Genomic DNA, 21,055 nt, shown 5'->3' with positions numbered 1-21,055 from the left:
TGACGGACCGGCCCGCCCCGGCGGCCGGCCCCCCGCTACCAGTCCCCGTCCTGCACCGGCTCGCCCGGACGCGGGGCGTTGCCCAGCGGGATCACCTGGCCGGGGACCGGTGGGACCCACGGGGCGTGGTCGTCGCCGAGCCAGTCGCCGACCGGCTTGACGGCGCCCAGCGGCCCGGCGGCCGGGAGGTCGGCGCCGGTCTCGTCGTAGTAGTCGTACCAGGGCAGGCCGGCCCGGGTGTAGGCGGCCCGGTCCACGGGGGACGGCGGCGCGTCCTCGCCGGTGATGCGGCGCCACTCCGGCGGGGTCACCAGGTGGACGAAGACCCGCGCGGCCGGGCTGTCGGCCCAGGCGGCGGATTTGCGGTCGTCTCGGTAGACCTCCTGGCGCATGCTCCCGCCGACGCCGAGCCCCATCGCCGGGGCCGACGCCCGGGGGGCGGGGGCGGGGGCGGCCGCCATCGGTGCCTGCGGCGGGGCGCCGTAGCCGAAGCCGGCGGGCGCGGAGCCGGGGGCGGCCGGGAGGACCCGCAGGGCGCGCTCCCGTTCGGCCTCGCGCCACTTCCTCAACTCCCGGGGGCTCAGCGCGAACGCCTGGAGCTGTACCCCGCCCGTGGTCTCCTCGCCCGTGACCTGCCCCTCGACCGTGGCACCGAGGCCGAGCGGCACGGCGACGAACTGGCGCACCGTCCCGTCACCCGAGTTGATCCCGTCGAGCCAGGGCTGGCGCGGCAGCACCACGTAGTTCTGCGGCTTGCGCGACAGCCGGCCCGTCCACCGCTCGCCGGAGACGGCGCACACCTTGCCGACGCCGACCTGGAGGGCGGCGGGCTCCCGCGAGCCGCCGAAGCTCAGCCACATCGCCTCGCGCAGGTACACCGGCAGCATCACGCCGCCCTTGGCCCGCCACTGCGGCGGGACGGTGTCCGGGTAGTCCTCGACCCGCCGCAGCGGGAACTCCCCCAGACCGGGCGGGAGCTCGTGCGTTCCCGATTCCGGGAGGCGCAATGTCCGGATGAACCGGATACGTACGCCTTCGCCCAGCAGGAGCGTGTTCCCTTCGACCCGCGCCCCGCCCGTCGCTTCGTCCGCCACTCGCCCGGCCCCCATCTCCTGTGACGACCCGGAACCGACGAAGATCCTTCGGCAGAACCGGATCGTTATCCTCAAGTTTTACTCAGATCTAGTGACGCTGCGCCCGTCACCTTCCTAGCTTCCTCATACACGCGCCATGACGCCCCCGCGGTTGCGCGCGTGCCCCCGTTCCCGCGATTTTCCCCCCGTGGTTCCGCGTTCCCGAGGAAAGAGTGCAGCATGAAGGTTCCCAAGGCCGGTGCGGTCGCCGCAGTGATCGCCCTAGCCGCCACCGCCTCCGGCTGTGGTGGTGAGGCCCCGAAGGAGCCCCTCTCCATCGGCATCAAGTTCGACCAGCCGGGCATCGGGATGCGAGAGGCGGACGGCACCTTCACCGGTTTCGACGTCGACGTCGCCACGTACATCGCCAAGGAGCTCGGCTACAAGCCGAACGAGATCGAGTTCAAGCAGGTGTACAGCTCGGACCGGGAGCTGCTGCTCCAGTACAACGAGGTCAAGTTCGTCGCCGCCAGCTATTCGATCAACGCGAAGCGGCAGGAGAAGGTCGACTTCGCCGGGCCGTACTTCGTCGCGCACCAGGACCTGCTGGTCCGCGCCGACGACGGCTCGATCACCAAGGGCGAGGACCTCAACACCAAGAAGCTGTGCTCGGTGACGGGCTCGACCTCCGCCGAGAACGTCAAGAACAACCTGGCGCCCAAGGCCAGCGTGCTGGAGCTCGGCGGCTACTCGGAGTGCCTCGTCGCGCTCCAGGACGGCCTCGTCGACGCGATGACCACGGACAACTCCATCCTCGCCGGGTACTCGGCCAGGAAGGGCAACGAGGGCAAGTTCAAGCTGGTCGGCCTGCGGCTGAGCAACGAGAACTACGGCATCGGCGTCAAGAAGGGCGACAACGACCTCCAGCGCAAGATCAACACCGCGCTCACCAAGATGGTCTCGGACGGCTCCTGGGAAGCGGCCGTGAAGAAGAACTTCGGACCGGCGAACTACAAGTACGAGCCGGCGCCCCAGGTCACGACCAGCAGCTGACGCCCCTCGGAGCCGCGGCGCCCGCCCGGCGGGCGCCCACGGCGAGGCCCGGCGGGGGCCGATCCGGCCCCCGCCGGAGCGGGCCCCGGCCGCGACTCCGGGCGCGGGCACCGGCCGCCGCTACGCCAGCGGCGCCTTGGCCCGCAGGACCGTGAGGAACTCCCGCATCCACGCGGAGTGGTCGGGCCACGCGCGGGCGGAGACGAGAGTGCCGTCGACCACGGCCTCGGAGTCCTCGAAACCGGCCCCCGCCGCCTTCATGTCCGGCTCCAGCGCCGGATAGGCGGTGACCCGGCGGCCGTCCAGGGCCCCGCTCGCGGCGGTGATCAGCGGTCCGTGGCAGATCTGCGCGATCGGCTTGTCGGCCCCGGCGAAGGCGGCCAGGATCCGCCGTACGTCGGGGTCGTTGCGCAGGTACTCCGGCGCGCGCCCGCCCGGGACGACCACGGCGGCGTACTCCCCGGGGACGACGTCGGCGAAGGCGATGTCGGCCGGCCAGGTGTAGCCGGGCTTCTCCGTGTAGGTGTCGAAGCCCTCCTCGAAGTCGTGCACGACGAAGCGCAGCTTCTTGACCGAGGGGGCCGCGATGTGCACCTCGTACCCCTCCTCGCGCAGGCGCTGGTAGGGGTAGAGGACCTCCAGCGACTCCGCCGCGTCGCCGGTCACGATGAGGATCTTCGCTGCCATGGGCTGCTCCCGGTAGGACTGTTCACGGTCGCCTCGGCCCTGCCGAGGCCACCGCTACCGTGCCCGAGCCGGCCGGACGGCAAACCCCAAGGTCCGCGCCCCCGACACATGGCCTTTACCTGTTGGGCACATGACAATGTGACCCTCGCTCTGCCACCTGACACCCCGCCGACTGCCACGGTGGGGACGGTGCGTGTGGAGAGGTGTCCCCCACGTCATGAGAATCTCCCGTACGACCCCCTGGGCGGCCGCCGCGGCGGCCGCCGCGCTGTTGCTCGTACCGGCCACCGCCTCGGCGGGCCAGCGGACGGCGGCGCCCCACACCGCCCCCGCCCCGGCCGCCCCGGCCGGCACGGTCGACGCGTACTACGCCGCCGCCGAGGGCAAGACCGGCGCCGCGCTGAAGACGGCCCTGCACAACATCATCAAGAACCAGTCCAAGGTCACCTACGACGGCGTGTGGAACGCGCTGAAGGTGACCGACCAGGACCCGGCGAACCCCAACAACGTCATCCTCGTCTACTCCGGCCGTTCGCAGTCCAAGTCCAGCAACGGCGGCGGGGTCAACGACTGGAACCGCGAGCACGTCTGGGCCAAGAGCCACGGCGACTTCGGCACCGCGACCGGCCCGGGCACCGACCTGCACCACCTGCGCCCCGAGGACGTCACCGTCAACAGCACGCGCGGCAACAAGGACTTCGACATGGGCGGCAGCCCGGTGGCGGAGGCCCCCGGCAGCTACACCGACTCCGACTCCTTCGAGCCGCGGGACGCGGTCAAGGGCGACGTCGCGCGGATGCTGCTGTACATGGCGGTGCGCTACGACGGCGGTGACGGCTTCGCCGACCTGGAGGTCAACGACAAGGTCAACAACGGCACCGCGCCCGCGATAGGCCGGATCAGCGTGCTCAAGCAGTGGAACCAGCAGGACCCGCCGGACGCCTTCGAGCAGCGCCGCAACCAGGTCATCTACGACACCTACCAGCACAACCGCAACCCGTTCATCGACCACCCGGAGTGGGTCAACTCCATCTGGTAGCAGCCGGCCGTCCAACCTGTCCGGGCCCGTCGGATCACGGGCCCGGACCGGGCGTCAAACGCGGTCGGCGGCGATCAGGACGTACTGGAACGACCCGTCCTCGTAGGACTTGATGAACGCCTCCTCGATGCCCGTCACCAGGGAGGACGTGGCGCGCAGCCGCCAGTAGGGCAGCGTGTCCGGGGTGAGGTCGATGACGGTCTGCGGAACCAGCCGGTTGTCGGCCATGGCACGCAGGTACTCGCGCCGCGAGTGGATGTTGCACTCGAAGTGGGCGTTGATCTGCGAGACCCACTTCGACGGCTGGCCGTACTTCGGGTTCCAGCAGCCGGTGATGGTCACGTAGCGGCCGCCGACCTTGAGGATCCGGGAGTGCTCGGACATCAGGTCGTGCAGGTCGACGTACATGCTGGACTCGTTGTTCCAGGAGGCGGACGCCGAGCCGCTCTCCAGGGGGGTGTCGAGCATGTTGCAGACACGGGCGCGGACGTGGTCCGCGATGCCGAGTTCACGCGCGCGCTGGTTGGCGAAGTCGGCCTGCTTGGCCGACAGGGTGACGCCCTCCACCGTGCAGCCGAAGCGCTGGTGGGCCATCACCATCGAACCGCCTCGGCCGCAGCCGGCGTCGACCAGCGTGTCGTCGCGCCCGATGGCGCCCAGGCCGTCGAGCAGTACGTCGGTCTGGGCCGACTCCAGCCGGTGCAGCTCGGCGACCAGCTTCTTCTCGTACGCGCTGTCGGCGGGGTCCCCGAGGGCCTCCGTGTCGACGGGGCCCACGCCGTAGTGGTGGTGGTAGAGGCCGTCGACATCGCCGAGACGCAGGTTCACCGGCCGGGCCTCTTCGTTCCAGTACCGGGCGATGTCGCCCTGGTAGGGCGTCGCCGGGGCCGGGATGAAAGCGGAGGCGCCAAGGGTGGGAGTGGGAGTGATCTCAGTGGTCACGGATGAATCCATTCCTCTTACCAGAAGTCGGGCAAGCTGTAGCGGTAGGTGTTGGTCATGTGCCAGTAGTGGTTGCCGTCGACCCAGACGGCCACGCCCCGCAGGAAGCGCAGCATGCGAGGGTCGGGCCAGGAGGCGGCCAGCGCGGCGGCCTCGCCCTCGAACTCGTGCATGAGCTCGTTGTGGACCTCGACCGCCTTCAGGTAGCCCTCCTTGTCGGAGAGACCTTCCTGCTCGGCGATCACCACGGGCAGGTTCAGGTGTTTTCCGGGGCTCTTGAGCTCCTTGGTGTAGGAGTAGAGGTCGTTGGAGATGGTGGTGGCGTTGCCGGCCAGCGCGATGACCCGCTGGAGGGCGGGCAGGGCGTGCAGGTCCGGCGGGAGCTCGTAGCCGCCGACCGTGTCGGTGATGGTGGGGCAGGGGCGGAAGTTGTTGAACTGCCGCATCGACAGGTACTCCCACACCTCCGGCGTGTAGTCCGTCTGCGCCCACGCCGCCTCGGCGAGGTAGCCCATGTGGAGCCGGGCCATGTCGTGCCGGAAGCGGTCCGTCTGGGACGGGGTGGCGGCCTCGGAGAAGTACGCCATGGCCGAACGGTAGGAACGCCGGGCGGCGTCCGAGAGCAGCGACTCGGCCCACACCGGCTGGTACTCCGCCGTCGTGTGGAGCGGGTCCAGGGCGGTGTGGGCGAGCAGGAGCCTTCCGCCCAGGCCGACCGGCGAGCCGCCGTGGTCCTCGCAGTAGACGTCGTCGACGACGTTCTCGGCGACCATCAGCCGGGTGGCGATCATCAGGTGGTCGACGGTCGGGGCGTCCGGGTGGCAGGCGACCATGTAGCGGCCCACGGAGAAGCCGTCGAACTGGTCCTCCCACTCAGGGGGGTAGGCCTCGACCTCGTCCACCGCCCACCGCTTGATCCGCCGGCTGACCTCCGCCACCCGGACGGGGTCGGGCTCCGGCACGGGGTGGTGGTAGAGGCCGGGGATCGGACGGCCCTCCGCCGGAGCGGCCGCCGCGGACGGGACGGGCAGGACGGGCGGGACGGTCGGCCGGGCGCGCCGGGCGGGGTACAGCCCTGACGTCCCGACGCCGCTCGGGCCGCGGACGATGCGGTCCAGGGCGGGGTTGGGGCCCGGGAGCGTGGCCGTCCCGGCCTCCCGCGCCGCCTCGGCGGCGAGGTCGCCGCCCGCGCCCTCCACGGCCGGTGCGGCAGCGTCCGCCCCCGGTACGGAGGTCCCGGCGGCGGGCCCGAAGGGCAGTGCCGGGCCGGTCGGCAGGGGCGGCCGGAGAGCGGTGCCGGGGAGGGCCGACCGCAGGGGGGACGTCCCGGAGTCGGGCATCCATGGCTCCTAGGTGAGGTGAGTGGGCTGTTCCGGATCTCGGCACGCGCGGGGGCATCTCGGGCCTGCGCAGGGACACGGGGCGCTTCCACGCCCGCGGACACCGCGTGGCACGGCGCCACAGGGCAGGACACCGCGTGGCACGGCGCCGCAGGGCAGGACACCGCGCGGGCAGGCCGCAGCGGCGCGGGACGGCCCGGGAAGGCCCGGGGCCGCGGCCGTGCGGGCGGGGCGGGCCCCGGTCACCCGGCGCGGTGCTCCGGACCGGACGGGCTTCCGAGGAGCGTGCGCGCCGGACACCCCCGAGGGGCGTCCGGCGGGTCGGGCCGGGGCCGGACGGCCCGGTTCCGGCCCCGGCCCGCCGGGGTCATGCCCTAGTCGCGGCTCCGCGCGATCTGCACGTTCTCCAGCACGCCGAGCGCGTCGGGGACGAGGATGGCGGCGGAGTAGTACGTGGTGACCAGGTAGGAGATGATCGCCTGCTCGTCGATCCCCATGAACCGCACCGACAGGCCCGGTTCGTACTCCTCCGGCAGACCGGTCTGGCGCAGACCGACGACGCCCTGGTTGTCCTCGCCGGTGCGCATGGCGAGGATCGAGCTGGTGTTGTCCTTGCTGATCGGGATCTTGTTGCACGGCAGGATCGGGACGCCGCGCCAGGCCGGTACCTGCTGACCGCCGAGGTCGACGTGGTCCGGGTAGAGCCCGCGGGCGTTGAGTTCGCGCCCGATGGCCGCGATGGTCCGCGGGTGGGCGAAGAAGAACTTGGTGCCGCGCCGGCGGCAGAGCAGTTCGTCGAGGTCGTCCGGGGTGGGCGGGCCGGAGTGGGTCTGGATCCGCTGCTTGAAGGAGGCGTTGTGCAGCAGCCCGAATTCCCGGTTGTTGATCAGCTCGTGCTCCTGGCGCTCGCGGAGCGCCTCGATGGTGAGCCTGAGCTGTTCCTCGGTCTGGTTGTGCGGGCCGTTGTAGAGGTCGACGACGCGGGTGTGGACCCGCAGGACCGTTTGCGCGATGGAGAGTTCGTACTCGCGCGGGTTGAGCTCGTAGTCGACGAAGGTGCCGGGCAGCTCGGGCTCGCCGGTGTGGCCGGCGGACATGGCGATCTCGGCCTCGCCGTGCTTGTTCTGCCGCTGCCGCGGCAGGCTGCTGAACTGCTGTACGTGGGCCTGGAGTTGCGGCGCGTTGGACAGGACGGAGGCGAAGTCGGCGCGGGAGAGGCTGAGCAGGGTGCCCGCGGTCTCGGCGGTGGCGCTGTAGTCCCATGCGGCATCGGCGTCCAGCAGGGCGTTCTCGCCGAACCGGTCGCCGTCGGCGAGGACGGCGATGGCGACCTCGTCGCCGTACTTGCCGACCGAGGTCTGGGCGATCCTGCCGTGGGCGACCAGATGGATCCGGTCGGCCGGGGTACCGCGCTGGACCAGGACCTCGCCGGGCCCGAAGTCGCGCTGGACGCAGCGGGCGGCGAGCGCGTTCAGCACCTCGACGTCGTCGAAGCCCCGCAGCAGGGCGAGTTCGCCGAGTTCCCGCGGGATCACCCGGACGGTGGCGCCGTCCTGGACGAACTCGATGCGCCCGTCGCCCACGGTGTAGCTGAGGCGGCGGTTCACCCGGTAGGTGCCGCCCTTGGTCTCGACCCAGGGGAGCGTCCGCAGCAGCCAGCGGGAGGTGATCTCCTGCATCTGCGGGGCGGACTTGGTGGTGGTGGCAAGGTTGCGGGCGGCCGCCGTACCCAGGCTGGACTGCCGGGGCGGAGCGGGCTGCGCCTCGGTGCTGGCGTCAACGGTCATCGGGCGAGCTCTCCTTCGCGGGGGCGGTGACCGTCATCGCACACGGGCGGGGTGGTCAACCGGTGAAAAGAGGAAGAAAGAGGAACAGGAGCAAGGGGGACGGACATCCGGGGCGTCCGCCCGAATCCGTGGAAACAGTAACGGCGGCGGAACCGGTGATCGTCGCGAGGCCGATGGCATTAGCTCGATCCGGCGATCTCCGTCTCAGGAGCGTTTGCCCTGACGGCCGACCACATTCAAGCCCGCTCGAACGTGTGCCTGATATGAGTGCCGGGCGCCCTCGCAGCCGTTCCCCCACTCGCGCAACAGAGGTCTACGGACGCCACATCACCTCCGGCTCCGGCCCCGCAGGCCCGCACGCTGCCACGACGGGACGCCCCGGCATCACCCGGGCCGGGGCCGGACCACGGCGCCGGGCCGTCCCCGCCCTCCCCCGCTCCGGCAACGGCCGACGGCCCGACCCGCGCTTCCGCGCGGATCCGGCCAATGCCCGTGCGAATCAATGGACTTCGGACGGCCGGAGGGCGACCGCTCCGTACCGCGGCGGATCAGGCGACGCGGTCGGCGAGGGCCCGGAAGTCGGCCCAGGAAGCCTGCGGCGTGCGGGCGTCCCAGAGCTTCTGGGACACGGCGGCCAGGGGGAGCCGGATGCCCGCGGCCACCTGGTCCTGGGTCTGCGCACCGGCCAGATCGGCCCAGACGGCCAGCCGGCCGCCGAGGATCTGCGCGTCGTAGCGGGCCGGAACGGCGGTGGTGCCGCGCAGCACCCGCGGGGTCCACTCCTCGTAGATCCGCCGGCCCGTCGGGTACGTGAACTCGTTGGGCTGGCCCAGCACGTAGTAGAGGTACTCGTCGTTGAGGTTGACGACCTTGCGGCCCGCGCTCAGGTACTCCAGCGGAGGCCGGGCGCCGATCTCCTTGCCGGTCCAGTACTCGACCTGGAGGTCCGGGGCCGCGGTCGCGACGCCGCCCCGGAAGAACCCGTCGTTCCAGGCCTTGAGGGTCTTGCCCGACGGGCGGACCACGGCCGCCCGGTCGTTGAGCCAGCCCGTCGCCAGGTCCTGGACCCGCGCGGAGGGCCCGTAGCGGGCGCGGGCGGCGGCCGCGAGCTTCGGGAAGGAGGCCTGCGGGTCGCGGACGACCAGTGCCTGGTACTCGTCGGCGCCCAGGTGCCAGGCCCCGGCGGGAAACAACGGCAGGTACTCGCGCAGCAGTTCGTCCACGAGGCGGGCGGAGGCCGGGTTCGCTATGTCCACCGCGCCCTTGACGGCCCGGCCGTTCACGTCGTGCAGCTGGAGTTCGGGGTGTGCGCGCAGCACCGCGCCGAGGTGTCCGGGCGAGTCGATCTCGGGGACGACCGCGATGTGCAGGCGTGCGGCGAGGGCGTTGATCCCGCGTACGTCGGCCTTGGTGAGGTGCGGGGTGGAGACGATCTCCGGGTGGGTGTCGGACTGGATGCGGAAGGCCTGGTCGTCGGAGAAGTGCAGACCCAGCTGGTTGAGCTTGAGGTCGGCCATCTCGCGCAGCCGGTTCTCTATCCAGGCGGGGGTGAAGTTCTTGCGCGCGATGTCGAGGTTGAGGCCGCGCTGGGGTTTGGCGGGGGCGTCCTCGACCGTGCCCTCGGGGGCCGAGCCGGCTCCGCGTATCTCCTGTTTGAGGGTGCGGGTCCCGTAGAAGACGCCCGCCTCGTCCGGGCCGGTGATCCGGACCCGGCCGCCCTGGACGGTGAGGGTGTACGACTCGGGCGGGCCGGAGCCCTTGGGGGCGAGGGCGAGCTGCACGTCGCCGGGGCCCGGCTCGGTCGACTCCGCGTAGCCGAGCTTCAGCTCGCCCGCGAGCAGTTTCGCCTCGTCGGACAGGGCCGCTCGGTCCGCGGGGGCCACGACGACCCGCGCCGCCGGGGCGGGCTTCCAGCCGGGACCACGGGCGGCACGGTGTTCCCGTACGGCCGGGACGGTGCGCGGGGCCGTGGAGAGCGGGTAGGCGGACGGCGGGGGCGAGGGCGGTTCGGCGGGACTCGCCGTCGGGGAAGGCGCGGCTCCGGTGGTGCCGGCGCTCCGGGGGCCGGTCCCGGACGGCTGGGCTCCGGCGGAACAGGCGGGCACCGCGAGGGTGACCAGCGCGGCGGCCGCCGCCGTCGCCAGGGTCCGGCCCCGCCGGAGCCGCCTCGTCCGCTGCCGCATGTCACACCCGTCCTGCCGCCGTGTCCCCCGTACCAACCTGGCACGGGGGACACGGGGGCGCGACCCGGGGCCGGGCCGGGGGCTCAGCCCAGGGCGTCGATGGCCTCGGCGGCGAAGCCGTGGTCCTGTGCGGGGGCCCCGCCGCCGACACCGATGGCCCCGACGAGGCGGCCGTCGCGGTGGACGGGCAGCCCGCCGGCGATGAAGAGCAGCGGCCGGTCGAGGGCGGTGGGCAGGGTGTGGAAGGGGCCGCCGGGCTGGACGGCTTCGACGAGGTCGGCCGTGGGGGCGTTCAGCTGGAGGGCGGTGAACGCCTTGCGGGTGCTGGTCTCGCCGGAGATCAGGACGGCCCGGTCGTCGCGGCGGAAGGCCAGCGGGTGGCCGCCCGCGTCCAGGACGGTGACGCTGACCGTGACCCCGGCGGCCTCGGCGGCGGCCGTGGCCGTGGCGACGAGCAGTTCGGCGTCCGCGGTGGTCAGCGGGGCGACCGCGGTGCGGGGGGCGGTGGCGGTACGGGACATGGCGGTGCTCCTGGGAGGGCGATCAGTGGTGGGCGGGGGTGGCGGCGGAGGTTGTGGGGGCGGGGGCCCCGGCGGCGGCGGTCCGGCTCGCGGTCGCCGCTCGTCCCGTACGGCGCTCCAGCGCTCCGGAGACGAGGGCGAGGACGAGGGCGGAGGCGGCGAGTGCCGCGCCGACCCAGTTCGGGGCGGTCCAGCCGAGGCCGGCGGCGATCACGAGGCCGCCGAGCCAGGCGGCGAGGGCGTTGCCGAGGTTGAAGGCGCCGATGTTGACGGCGGAGGCCAGGGTGGGGGCTCCGGCGGCCTGGTCGAGGACCCGCTTCTGCAGCGGGGGCACGGTCGCGAAGCCGAGGGCGCCGATGAGGAAGAGGGTGACGGCGGCGCCGGTCCTGGTGTGGGCGGTGAGGGTGAACAGGGCCAGTACGACGGCCAGCGCGCCCAGGGACGTGTACAGCATCGGCATCAGGGCGCGGTCGGCGAACCGGCCTCCGACCAGGTTGCCCGCGACCATGCCCAGGCCGAGGAGGACGAGCAGCCAGGTGACGGAGGTGTCGGCGAAGCCGGCGACGTTGGTCATCATCGGGGTGATGTAGGTGATGGCGGCGAACACCCCGCCGAAGCCGAGGACGGTCATGCCCATCGCGAGCAGCACCTGGACGTTGCGGAAGGCGGCCAGCTCGTGGCGGATGCGGACCCCTTCGGGGCGGGGGAGGTCGGGGACCAGCCGGGCGATGCCGAGCAGGCCGATCACCCCGAGCGCGGCGACGACCAGGAAGGTGACGCGCCAGCCGAGGGTCTGCCCGACGAGGGTGCCGAGCGGGACGCCGACGACGTTCGCCACGGTCAGGCCGGTGAACATCATCGCGATCGCGCCGGCCTTCCGGTCGGGGGCGACGAGTCCGGCGGCGACGACCGCGCCGATGCCGAAGAAGGCACCGTGGGCGAGGGAGGCGACCACGCGCCCGGCGAGCATGACGCCGAAGGCGGGGGCGAGTGCCGAGAGCACGTTGCCCGCGACGAAGAGGCCCATGAGCAGCATCAGCATGCGCTTGCGGGGTACGCGGGTGCCGAGGACGGTCATCAGTGGGGCACCGAGGACGACGCCGAGGGCGTAGCCGGTGACCAGGAAGCCGGCGGTCGGGATGGAGACGCCGTAGCCGGCGGCGACCTCGGGGAGCAGGCCCATGATCACGAACTCGGTGGTGCCGATCCCGAAGGCCCCGATGGCGAGGGCGAGGAGGGCGAGAGGCATGAGGAGGTGCCCTTCAGGGGGTGGGGGGTACGGGGGGCGCACGGACCACATGATGTTGCGTTCGCCGCTTGCCTTCGTCCACATTAATTGCAGACGCGGGATATTTGCAAACGCGGGCTATTGCGGGGGTGGCCTATCCTGGCGGTACGCACGGCACACCAGACGGAGGAGCCCATGACGGCCACGGACAGCGCACTCACGGGCCTCGCCCAGGGCTGGTGCGCCCTCTCCCTCCTGCACGGCCGGATCGAGGCGCACATCGAGCGGGCGCTTCAGAGCGGGCACGGACTGAGCGTGCGCGAGTACTCGCTGCTGGACGTGCTCAGCCGGCAGCACAGCGGTCCGGGGGGCCACCTGCGGATGCACCAGGTGGCGGAGTCGGTGGTGCTCAGCCAGAGCGCGACGACCCGGCTGGTCAGCAGGCTGGAGGACCGCGGACTGCTGAACCGCTACATCTGCGACACCGACCGCCGGGGCATCTACACCGATGTGAGCGAGGCGGGCCTGGCCCTCCTGGCCGAGGCCCGCCCCACGAACGACACGGCCCTGCGCGAAGCCCTCGACGAGGCGGCACTCAGGCCGGAACTGGCCCCCCTGGTAGCGGCGGTCGAGAACACCCGGGCCCAGACCCCGTCTCCGTGACGGACGGGTGGACTGGACCCAGCCTGGACGAGGGCGTAGCACTGCGACAACAGGGCCTCTGGGAGAACTCGTCGGCGCAGACGCCTACCGAGCTGCCAAGAGGCCCTGTTCTCATGCCCGGAACCTACGCGTCGGGGTGATCCGGCAGGGCGAGCCAGTCCGACCAGGAGATCCCTCGGCCGAGAAAGCGCGGCTGCTCGAACGGCCAGTCGGCGGCGATCCACTGCGGCACCAGCTCGTCGAAGGCCTGCTCGACCTTGCTGTCCACCAGCTCGTCCACCACCCACCAGGAGATCTCGCCGTCCGCGCCGGCCTTCTCCGGCGGGTCGATGTAGACGCAGCCGAGCAGAGCCGTCTCCGCCGCGTCGAGCAGCGCGTAGTTGAAGGACTGGTGTGCGGCGATCTCCTTCTCGTGCCGCGCCAGGTCGGTCCGGTCGGCCTCGTAGGTCAGGGTGGCCGCGGGCCAGCCCCAGGCCGGGCCGAACATGGCCCACAGCCGCTCGCGCGAACCCATCACAGCCGGATAGTCGAGCGGGGCGTCCGCCTCCCGGATCGGCCGCAGGTGATGATCACCGCCCGGCAGCGGTACCAGGACGGGATGGACGAAGTTCTCGGGGAGCCAGCTCATAGCGCCCGACCGTAACAGCACGCGGCCGTCCGCTCCCCCGGATTTGCCCCCTATACCGCCAGGCCCTGCTCTCGTGCCGGGCAGCGCCCGCGATCACCCGATCGAGACGCCCGTTCGATCGGCAGACTCCATGATCGGTACGGGAACGGCCTCCGGCTAGTTGCCCGGCGGGGTCGGGGACGGCGTGCTGCCCACGGTGCGGGGAGCGGACGGGTAGGCGGAGACCGTGCCGGAGCCCGTGCCCGGCTCCCCGCCCGCGGGTGCGGTCGGCGGGGCCGTGCGGGGCGCTCGCGACGGGGTCGCGCCGGCCGCGGGACCGGCGGACGGGGGCCGCGACGGCGTGGGTGTCGTCGGCGGCGGCGAAACGGAGGCCGAGGGGGGCGCGCTCGGCCGCGGGGAACCAGAGGGCGTCGGCGAGGTGAACTCGGGCGGCGAGGCGGGCGGCACCGGCCGGGGCGCGGCCGGGTCGGGCCCGAGCAGCAGGAACCCGGCGAGGGCCGCCGCCGCCAGGCCGGACAGGCCCGCCAGGGTCCATGCCGAGCGCCGCACCCAGGGGGTGCGCAGGGACAGCCGGCGCAGGTGGGGTCCCGGCGGGTCGGCGGGGCGCAGCGTGACGACCGTGATCTCCTGCGCGCGGGCCGTCAGGGCCTCGCGCAGGAGCCGCTCCACGGGGCGTTCGCCCTCGGGCGTGGTACCCGTAACGCAGGTCATACCCGTCCCTCCAGAATCCGTTCGAGTGCGTCCAGCGCGCGGCTCGCGTTGGACTTCACCGCACCGCGGCTGATGCCGAGGGTGTCGGCTATCTCCGCCTCGCTGAGGTCGGCCCAGTAGCGCAGCACCAGGACCTCGCGGCGGCGCGGCGTCAGCCCGCGCAACGCGGTGAGCACCTCGCGGTGGGCCTCCCCCAGGACGACGGAGGCCTCGGCCGAGGGGACGTCGGCGGTCACCGGCGGGATCCAGGCCCTGGCGGTGCGGCGGCGGCGCAGCACCGAGCGCGAGGTGTTCACGACGGCGGTGCGCAGGTAGCCCAGGGCGTTGTCCACCTCCGCGATCTCCTCCCCGTAGCGGCGGTACAGGGCGGTGAAGGCGTCCTGCACGACGTCCTCGGCGGTGCCCGGGTCGTCGACGAGGAGCACCGCCAGGCGCACCATGGCGAGGCGGTGCGCGTGGTAGAGCTCGGAGACGGTCGGTGGGCGCGGGGGTGCGTCCCCGTCGGTGTGCGGGCCGAGGGGGTGGGCGTGGCCGTAGGTGTACGCGTACCGGGACGCGTTCGGGCGGGCGTCGGGCCCGGCCGCCGGCGGCGCGGACCGCTCGCGGCGTGAGAGCCACCACCACAAGCCCCGCCACGCCCGGGCGAACCCGGGCGTGAGGGGGCTGATGGATGGTGCGAGGTCGAGCACGGGTGTCCTCAGCTGCTGGTGCGCCGCCGCACGGTGTACAGGGCTCCGGCCCCGACGGCGACGAGCCCGGCGGCTCCGGCGGCGAGTGCGACGGTGGTCCCGGAAGAGCCAGTATGAGCGAGCTCGGATCCGCCGGGTGCGGCGGAGGGCTCGGCGGAGCCCGAGCCACCACCCGCGGGCGACGACGGCACGGGGGTCGGCTTCGCGCCGGCCGAGTGGCTCGGGGAGACGCTGGGCTGACCGTTGCCGGGCTGGCTCGGAACGGCGGACGGCTGACCGCCCGCGGGCTGGCTCGGAACGGCGGACGGCTTGCCGCCCGGCGCGCTCGGGACGGGGCTCGGCGCCGCGCTCGTGGTGACGGTGGGTGCCGCCGCCCCGGAAGAGGACCCCTCGGAGGCGAAGGCCGGGCCGCCGAGGGCGACGACCGCCGCGGCGGCCGCGACGACGGCGGCGCGGCGGGCGGACAGGGGAACGCGCTTCAGGTTCTTCACTCTGGTTCTCCACGGTCGGGTCGAGGGCTCGGAACTTCGCCCTTCACCCCTCCACGACGTGCGAGTCCCGGATCGGTTGCCGCCGTTCCCGAAAAACTTTTCCCCGCCGTCGCGCGGCACCGCTGTCCATGCCGCGCACCGGGTGCGGATGGGGTCAACCCCGCGGATTCCGGCGGCCGTTGTCCGTCAGTCCGCGCAGGGCCCGGCCCAGCAGGGCGATGCCCTCCTCGATCTCGCCCGCCGGTCCGGCCGCGTAGCCCAGGACCAGGCCGGGCGGGCCCGGGCGCAGCCGGTGCCAGGACAGCGGGTGGGCCTTGACGCCGAGGACGAGGGCGGCCGAGGCCAGGGCGGTGTCGTCGAAGGAGGCGCCGTCGAAGGTGACCATCAGGTGCAGGCCGGCGGCCGCCCCGTGGACGCGGGCGCCGGGCAGCAGGCCGGCGACGGCGCGCAGCATCGCGTCGCGGCGGCTTCGGTGGCGGCGGCGCAGGTGGCGCAGGTGGCGTTCGAGTTCGCCGGAGTCCATCAGGCGGGCGAGGACGAGCTGGGCGAGGACGGGGTTGCCGAGGTCGGCGTAACGCTTGGCGGCGACGACCTCCTCCCGCAGGCCCGGCGGGACGAGCAGCCAGCCGAGCCGGAGGGCGGGGGCGAGCAGTTTGGACACGCTTCCGGCGTAGCAGACGGCCTCGGGGAGCAGCGCCCGCAGGGCGGGTACGGGGGCGCGGTCGTAGCGGTGTTCGGCGTCGTAGTCGTCCTCGATGACCACTCCCCCGGCGGCGGCCCAGTCCAGCAGCTCGCGGCGGCGCTCGCCGTCGAGGACGACGCCGGTCGGGAACTGGTGCGCCGGGGTCAGCAGCACGGCCCGCGCCCCGGCGGCCCGTAGCGCGGCCACGTCCAGCCCGCCCTCGTCCACGGGTACGCCTACGGTGTCCAGCCCGGCGAACTCCAGCTGCCGGCGCGCTCCGAGCGAGCCGGGGTCCTCCACCGCGACCCGGCGCACGCCGCGCGCGGGCAGTACCTGTGCGAGCAGCCAGAGGGCCTGGGCGACCCCCGCGACCACGACGACCTCGGCGGGGTCCGCGCGGATCCCCCGGTTGCGGGCGAGCCAGCCGGCGACCGCCGCGCGCAGGGCGGGGGCGCCCTGGGGGTCTCCGTAGCCGAAGTCGGCGGGGGTGAGGGCGGCGAGGACCCGGCGCTCGGCCTGGAGCCATGCGGTGCGCGGGAAGGCGGCGAGATCGGGCACGCCGGGCGAGAGGTCGATCCGGCAGGGCACGGCGCGCAGCGCGTCCACGAGCCCGCCGCGGGAAACGGCGTCCGGGAGCGTGGCGGGTGGGGCCGCGGCCTCCTGGGGCGGTGCGGCGACGACCACGGTGCCGCCCCGGCCGCGGCCGGCCACCTGGCCGGTCTCGGCGAGGCGCTGGTAGGCCTCGGTCACCAGGCCGCGGGAGACCCGGAGTTCGGCGGCGAGGACCCGGCCGGCGGGCAGCCGGCTGCCGACGGGCAGGGTGCCGTCGGCGATGGCGGCGCGCAGGCGGTCGGCGAGCCAGGCGGTGCGGCCGCCTGGCGGGGCCTGCCCGATGTCGAGCTGGAGGAAGTCGGAGCCGCTTTTGGACCCCTCGAAGGCGCCTTCTTTGGACCTGCTCACCGGACCATTGTGCCCTCAGGCTGGACCGTATGAACACCACCGCGACCTCCACCGCACCGTCCGTGGCGACGGTGCCCTCCGTCTCCCCGCGCGACCTGGTTCCCGGCGTCATCGGCATGGCCCTGGTCGGCAGCAGCGTCACCGTCTCCCGGTCCCTGGTCGGGGCCCCGCTGTTCGCCTCGCAGGCGGTCCGGTACGCGGCCGCCGCCCTGATCCTGGTGGCCCTCGCGCGGGTCGCGCGGGTGCCGCTGGTACGACCCCGGGGGCGGGAGTGGCTGTGGCTGGCCGGGATCGCGGCGACGGGCCTGGTGCTGTTCAACGTGGCCGTCGTGCGGGGTGTCGCCCACGCCGAGCCCGCGGTGATCGCCGTCGCCGTGGCCTGCGTACCGATCCTGCTCGGGCTCGTCGGCCCGTTGCTGGAGGGACGTCGGCCCAGCCGCCGGGTGCTGCTGGCGGCGCCGGTCGTGGTGGCGGGGGCGGTCCTGGTCGAGGGGACCGGGCGCACCGATGCCGCCGGGGTGGGGTGGGCCGCGCTGGCACTGGCCTGCGAGGCGGGCTTCACCCTGCTGGCGGTGCCGGTGCTGGGGCGTCACGGCGCGTGGGGGGTGTCCGTGCACGCGGTGTGGCTGGGGGCGGTGATGCTGGCGGGACTCGCGGTGTTCACGGGGCAGCCCGCCTCCGGACCGGCGGCCGTCGCGGCCGGGCTGGGGTCGCTCACGGCCGGGCAGTGGGCGGCGGTCGGGTACCTGGCGGTGCTGGTGACGGCGGTGGCCTTCGTGCTCTGGTACCGGACGGTGGCGGCCGTGGGCTCCGGCCGGGCCGGGCTGCTGGCGGGGGTCGCGCCGCTCGCGGCGGCGGGCGCGGGGGTGCTCGGCGGCGGGACACCCGGCCCGGCGGTGTGGCTGGGCCTGGTGGTGGTGATCGCCGGGCTGGCGCTCGGGCTGCGCGGCGGGGACGCCCGGGGCTGATCCGCCCGCCCCTCACGGGCCCGCCCGGCCGCCGGACGGGAGATCAGGCGGGCCTGTGGGCGTAGCAGAAGAGGTGTTCCTCGGGACCGGCGAGGGGATCGGCGGGCAGGAAGGACGCGGTGTGGTGGCGCAGTACCTCCAGGCCCGCGCCGGCGAGCCGGTCCAGGTGCTGTTGCGTGGAGAGACTGCTGACGGTCACCCGGTGGCCCATCCACTCGATGTCGAGGCCGCGGATGTCGCCGGGCACCGTGGCCAGCACGAGGTAGCCGCCGGGGGCGACCCAGGACGCCATCCGCTCCAGGGCCTCGGCCACCTCCGGCTGGTCCATGACCAGCAGCGGGAAGAAGGAGCACACCGCGTCGTACCCGTGCGGGCCGGGCGGGGCGTACGTGCGCACGTCGGCCTGCTCGAAGCGGGCTCCGGGTACCCGGGCACGGGCCGTCTCGACCATGGCCGCAGAGACGTCGATCCCGGTGACCTCGCAGCCGGCCCGGACGAGCCGGTCGGCGGTGGGGCGGCCGGTGCCGCTGCCCACGTCCAGCACCCGCGCCCCGCGGGGCAGGCGGGCCGCGAGCCAGTCGAGGGCCTCGATCTGTCCGGGCACCTCGCCGAACAGTTCCTCGTAGCGCTCCCCCAGCGCGTCGAACACCTCTGCCGCTGACTCGCGTCGGTCCATGACCCCTCCTCGTCCGTTCCCCGGCCCGGGGTGCCACCGTACCCAGGGGGCCCGGTGGCCGGAGGCAGGTTCGGCGAGCGGCTCAGCCCGAGGCGGGCACCAGGACCACGGCCGTGCCGTAGGCGCACACCTCGGTCCCGACGTCGGCGGCGTCCGTCACGTCGAAGCGCATCATCAGCACCGCGTTCGCGCCCCGCGCCTTGGCCTGCTCGATGAGGCGTTCCATGGCCTGGTTGCGGGTCTGCACGAGGGTCTTGGTGAGGCCCTTCAGCTCACCGCCGATCATGGACTTCAGGCCCGCGCCGATCTGGCTGCCGAGGTGCCGGGAGCGGACGGTCAGCCCGAACACCTCCCCGATGACCTGCTCCACCCGGTAGCCGGGAACGTCGTTGGTGGTCACGACCAGTACACCGGTCTGCTGGGCGCCGGGCCCGCCGCCGTAGTCTTCGATACCCATGCGCCCCACTCTGGCCCCGGCCCCGGCCGCCCGCACGCGGGACGCGCCGCGGGGCGCTCCGTCGACGTGTTCGACGCGGCCCGTGCCGTCGGCCTGATCACAGCGAACCCGCGACGTCCCGTCCCTGCGGCTGCTGCGGGACCGAAGGAGGCCGGCACGGCCCGCCCCCCGGCGCCGTCACATCACAAGGGCCCCGGCAGATCCCGTACGTGATCGCCGGCGGGGCTTCCGCCACGCTGCCGTACCCGGGGTGCAGTTCGTCCACGTGCCGGGACAGGACGTCCTTGAAACATTGCGCGCGGCGTAGCTCCCGGCTGTCCGTGTAGTGCATACGGCCCACCCCTGATGACGTCCAAGCGGTGATGGCCGTACCCAGCGCGGCGCAGATCAGCCCGATCCACAGGAGGGCGTCTGTCACAGCTGTTCCTTTCCATGACGGAGATGGAGGTGCCGCCACCGGTGGCTCCCGGTGACACCTCGACATAACGCAGCGGCATATGACGAGTTGCGCCCTGTCAGCCGATTGCAGTCATCCGTGGACGAGCGGCGCGACACGCCGCGCGGGCTCCGGCCGAGTGGGGGCGCGCAGCGGAAATCGAGCGCCGCGGCAGCTGCCGAGTGCGCGTCCTCGGCCGGCCCGGCGACCGGGCGCGGACGCCGGGCCGCACCACCGCGGCCGCACCCGATCATGCGGCCCCTCCTGCGGCCGACCGGAAGAACCGCAGCTCACAAGGGGTGCGGACGGCCGGCCCGATGCGCTGCGCGCATGTGTAGAACCGATAAAGACACCGGTCAATCCCCGCCCGCTCCGCCACCCTCACCTGCATGGAGCACATCCTCCCCGGCGCCCGGAGCGTTGGGTGGACTATGACAAAAGCAAACCACTCGGCAATTTTTCCGCGGGTGCCGGAAGGCGATGGGCGCAGTGTTCACGCCGACGGCACGAGGGTGGGGAATTGGACCTACACCGCGGTCTCGGCAGGCTGGGCGATGCACGAGGGCGCGACGTTGCACCGCGACGGCAAGGACGTCGACCTCCACTACTCGTCCTCGATCTTCGAGGACTTCCTGGAGGCGATGAGCGCGATCGAGAACGACTTCACCCGACGGTTCCAAGAGGCGGCAGTGGTCGAACCGTCCGCCGGTGAGCGCTCCGGGCGGAACTCCCTTGTATGAGTACGGCCATCCCGACGGCAGCGGATTCCACGGGCTGCCGGACGTGCCCCTGTTCCACCCCGGCCCGGACATGGAACAGCAGGCGGCTCTCAGGCAACCGCTGGGCGGGCTGGACGAGGTGAACTACACGTGGGATCCGGCGGAGGAGCTGGCCTACCTGCTGCAGGAGGCCGGGGGAAGGAGGCAGGCGGAGCAGCTCGGCCCGATCGGACTCGACGAAACCGGTGACACGATCGCCACCGGCCTCGCCACCGGACCGGCCCAGGCCCTGTACGTCGGACCGCGCCCGGAGGCCCCCCACGGGCACCGCCGCGTCGCGACGAAGGCACCGAAGGCGCCGAGGGACCCGAGGGCGCCGATACTGACCCTCTTCCGGACGGGCAGCCTGTTCTCCGCCCTGCTGGTCGCGCTGATCGCCGCCGTGGTGAGCGTCTTCAGCGGCCTGGCCATCTCGGACGCCCTGCGCCAGACCGCAGGACCGCGCACCGCGCACGACATCGTCATCTGGTGGCCCCTGCTGATCTGCGGGCCCTGGATGGTCGCCTCGCTGTCCATCCTCCGGGCCGCCCTGCACCAGCGGCGCGCCATCCACTCCTGGTCCATCGTCCTCTTGTTCTCCACCCTCGCCACCCTGCTGTGCGTGGCCCAGGCTCCCCGGACGTTCGCCGCGCAGGCGGCGGCCACCCTTCCCCCCATCGCGGCACTGGCCTGCTTCCAGCAACTCGTCCGCCAGATCACCCTCACACGACCTCCCCGCCACCCCGCCGCCCGCCACCGCCAGCGCCCCCGGACACCCGCCCCGCTGCGGCCCCCGGCCACGCCGGGCAGCCCGGGTACGCCGCTTCCCGACTACCCGGTCGCGGATCACAAGGCCGACGGCCGTTCCGCCCCCGGCTACCGGTTCCGCTACGAGTCGTGACGCGGATCCGCGGCGAGGCTCCGCTGAGCGCGGCGCCGTAGGACCGCCGCGCACGGCAGCCGGGTATCGCCAACCTCTCGGACATCGGTCCTTCCCGGATCCCCACGAACATGATCACTGCCATCTCAGGAACGAAGACCCATCCGATAGGTCACGGGCTGCGCACGCTCCCATCCCAACGG

21 protein-coding genes are annotated in these 21,055 nt (G+C 73.3%); 6 read left to right on the top strand and 15 right to left on the bottom strand.

The genetic code is table 11. The features are described from left to right. Positions 1 to 35: 35 nt before the first annotated feature. Positions 36 to 1,109 carry a hypothetical protein gene (locus ABZW32_RS18545; RefSeq protein WP_356217170.1) on the bottom strand — a complete coding sequence of 358 codons (1,074 nt, stop codon included), beginning with the start codon at positions 1,107 to 1,109 and terminating at the stop codon, positions 36 to 38. A 204-nt stretch (positions 1,110 to 1,313) separates the two neighbouring features. On the opposite strand from ABZW32_RS18545, the gene ABZW32_RS18540 reads away from it, so the two are divergent. Beyond that, complete coding sequence (locus tag ABZW32_RS18540; protein ID WP_356217168.1) at positions 1,314 to 2,126, top strand: glutamate ABC transporter substrate-binding protein; 813 nt, start codon at positions 1,314 to 1,316, stop codon at positions 2,124 to 2,126. A 120-nt stretch (positions 2,127 to 2,246) separates the two neighbouring features. On the opposite strand, the gene ABZW32_RS18535 is transcribed toward ABZW32_RS18540, so the two are convergent. Continuing rightward, positions 2,247 to 2,813: a DJ-1/PfpI family protein gene (locus ABZW32_RS18535; RefSeq protein ID WP_356217166.1), complete on the bottom strand. Its 567-nt coding sequence runs from the start codon at positions 2,811 to 2,813 to the stop codon at positions 2,247 to 2,249. A gap of 217 nt (positions 2,814 to 3,030) precedes the next feature. Here ABZW32_RS18535 and ABZW32_RS18530 point away from each other — a divergent pair, with 217 nt between their 5' ends. Next, on the top strand, positions 3,031 to 3,852 hold the full coding sequence (locus ABZW32_RS18530; RefSeq protein WP_356217164.1) for an endonuclease: 822 nt from the start codon (positions 3,031 to 3,033) through the stop codon (positions 3,850 to 3,852). A 54-nt stretch (positions 3,853 to 3,906) separates the two neighbouring features. Here the strand turns inward: ABZW32_RS18530 and ABZW32_RS18525 are convergent, their stop codons facing one another. From ABZW32_RS18525 to ABZW32_RS18500, 6 genes are all read right to left on the bottom strand, one after another. Further along, positions 3,907 to 4,794: a geranyl diphosphate 2-C-methyltransferase gene (locus ABZW32_RS18525; protein ID WP_356217163.1), complete on the bottom strand. Its 888-nt coding sequence runs from the start codon at positions 4,792 to 4,794 to the stop codon at positions 3,907 to 3,909. A gap of 17 nt (positions 4,795 to 4,811) precedes the next feature. After that, positions 4,812 to 6,134 (bottom strand): family 2 encapsulin nanocompartment cargo protein terpene cyclase, encoded by a 1,323-nt coding sequence (locus ABZW32_RS18520; RefSeq protein ID WP_356217161.1) that lies wholly within the window; start codon positions 6,132 to 6,134, stop codon positions 4,812 to 4,814. Positions 6,135 to 6,508: 374 nt separating this feature from the next. Continuing rightward, positions 6,509 to 7,921: a family 2B encapsulin nanocompartment shell protein gene (locus tag ABZW32_RS18515; protein WP_356217160.1), complete on the bottom strand. Its 1,413-nt coding sequence runs from the start codon at positions 7,919 to 7,921 to the stop codon at positions 6,509 to 6,511. 548 nt (positions 7,922 to 8,469) lie between these two features. Then, the gene (locus ABZW32_RS18510) at positions 8,470 to 10,104 is read right to left on the bottom strand and encodes a glycoside hydrolase family 20 protein (RefSeq protein ID WP_356217158.1); all 1,635 of its coding nucleotides are present in this window, start codon (positions 10,102 to 10,104) and stop codon (positions 8,470 to 8,472) included. Between the two features lie 83 nt (positions 10,105 to 10,187). Next, the gene (locus ABZW32_RS18505; protein WP_356217156.1) at positions 10,188 to 10,625 is read right to left on the bottom strand and encodes a heme-binding protein; all 438 of its coding nucleotides are present in this window, start codon (positions 10,623 to 10,625) and stop codon (positions 10,188 to 10,190) included. A gap of 22 nt (positions 10,626 to 10,647) precedes the next feature. After that, positions 10,648 to 11,874, bottom strand: coding sequence for an MFS transporter (locus ABZW32_RS18500; protein WP_356217154.1), 1,227 nt, complete (start codon positions 11,872 to 11,874; stop codon positions 10,648 to 10,650). 174 nt (positions 11,875 to 12,048) lie between these two features. Here ABZW32_RS18500 and ABZW32_RS18495 point away from each other — a divergent pair, with 174 nt between their 5' ends. Continuing rightward, a complete protein-coding gene (locus ABZW32_RS18495; RefSeq protein WP_356217152.1) occupies positions 12,049 to 12,516 on the top strand; it encodes a MarR family transcriptional regulator in 468 nt (155 codons plus the stop codon). Positions 12,517 to 12,640: 124 nt separating this feature from the next. On the opposite strand, the gene ABZW32_RS18490 is transcribed toward ABZW32_RS18495, so the two are convergent. From ABZW32_RS18490 to ABZW32_RS18470, 5 genes are all read right to left on the bottom strand, one after another. Next, complete coding sequence (locus tag ABZW32_RS18490; RefSeq protein ID WP_356217151.1) at positions 12,641 to 13,144, bottom strand: N-acetyltransferase; 504 nt, start codon at positions 13,142 to 13,144, stop codon at positions 12,641 to 12,643. A 156-nt stretch (positions 13,145 to 13,300) separates the two neighbouring features. Continuing rightward, the gene (locus ABZW32_RS18485) at positions 13,301 to 13,855 is read right to left on the bottom strand and encodes a hypothetical protein (RefSeq protein WP_356217149.1); all 555 of its coding nucleotides are present in this window, start codon (positions 13,853 to 13,855) and stop codon (positions 13,301 to 13,303) included. Then, complete coding sequence (locus tag ABZW32_RS18480) at positions 13,852 to 14,544, bottom strand: SigE family RNA polymerase sigma factor (protein WP_356217147.1); 693 nt, start codon at positions 14,542 to 14,544, stop codon at positions 13,852 to 13,854. Before ABZW32_RS18480 ends, ABZW32_RS18485 begins: the two co-directional genes overlap by 4 nt. An 8-nt stretch (positions 14,545 to 14,552) precedes the next feature. After that, complete coding sequence (locus ABZW32_RS18475; RefSeq protein ID WP_356217146.1) at positions 14,553 to 15,035, bottom strand: LAETG motif-containing sortase-dependent surface protein; 483 nt, start codon at positions 15,033 to 15,035, stop codon at positions 14,553 to 14,555. A gap of 154 nt (positions 15,036 to 15,189) precedes the next feature. Further along, positions 15,190 to 16,677 (bottom strand): PLP-dependent aminotransferase family protein, encoded by a 1,488-nt coding sequence (locus tag ABZW32_RS18470; protein ID WP_356217144.1) that lies wholly within the window; start codon positions 16,675 to 16,677, stop codon positions 15,190 to 15,192. Between the two features lie 29 nt (positions 16,678 to 16,706). On the opposite strand from ABZW32_RS18470, the gene ABZW32_RS18465 reads away from it, so the two are divergent. Next, positions 16,707 to 17,645, top strand: a complete 939-nt coding sequence (locus ABZW32_RS18465) for an EamA family transporter (RefSeq protein WP_356217142.1) — start codon at positions 16,707 to 16,709, stop codon at positions 17,643 to 17,645. A 43-nt stretch (positions 17,646 to 17,688) separates the two neighbouring features. Here the strand turns inward: ABZW32_RS18465 and ABZW32_RS18460 are convergent, their stop codons facing one another. Both ABZW32_RS18460 and ABZW32_RS18455 read right to left on the bottom strand, forming a co-directional pair. Next, positions 17,689 to 18,321, bottom strand: coding sequence for a methyltransferase domain-containing protein (locus ABZW32_RS18460; RefSeq protein ID WP_356217140.1), 633 nt, complete (start codon positions 18,319 to 18,321; stop codon positions 17,689 to 17,691). Between the two features lie 82 nt (positions 18,322 to 18,403). Next, entirely contained in the window at positions 18,404 to 18,778 is a 375-nt protein-coding gene (locus ABZW32_RS18455; protein WP_356217139.1) for a YbjQ family protein, read from the bottom strand. A 948-nt stretch (positions 18,779 to 19,726) separates the two neighbouring features. Here ABZW32_RS18455 and ABZW32_RS18450 point away from each other — a divergent pair. Beyond that, a complete protein-coding gene (locus ABZW32_RS18450; protein ID WP_356217137.1) occupies positions 19,727 to 19,954 on the top strand; it encodes a hypothetical protein in 228 nt (75 codons plus the stop codon). Then, positions 19,947 to 20,873, top strand: coding sequence for a hypothetical protein (locus tag ABZW32_RS18445; protein ID WP_356217136.1), 927 nt, complete (start codon positions 19,947 to 19,949; stop codon positions 20,871 to 20,873). The genes ABZW32_RS18450 and ABZW32_RS18445 overlap by 8 nt, the downstream gene beginning before the upstream one ends. Positions 20,874 to 21,055: the final 182 nt, after the last annotated feature.

Origin of the sequence: Streptomyces sp. NPDC004667 (genome assembly GCF_040609475.1) — a bacterium.
Lineage (GTDB): Bacteria > Actinomycetota > Actinomycetes > Streptomycetales > Streptomycetaceae > Streptomyces.
The sequence above is the reverse complement of the archived record's forward strand: the minus strand, read 5'-3'. Positions and strand labels throughout refer to the sequence as shown.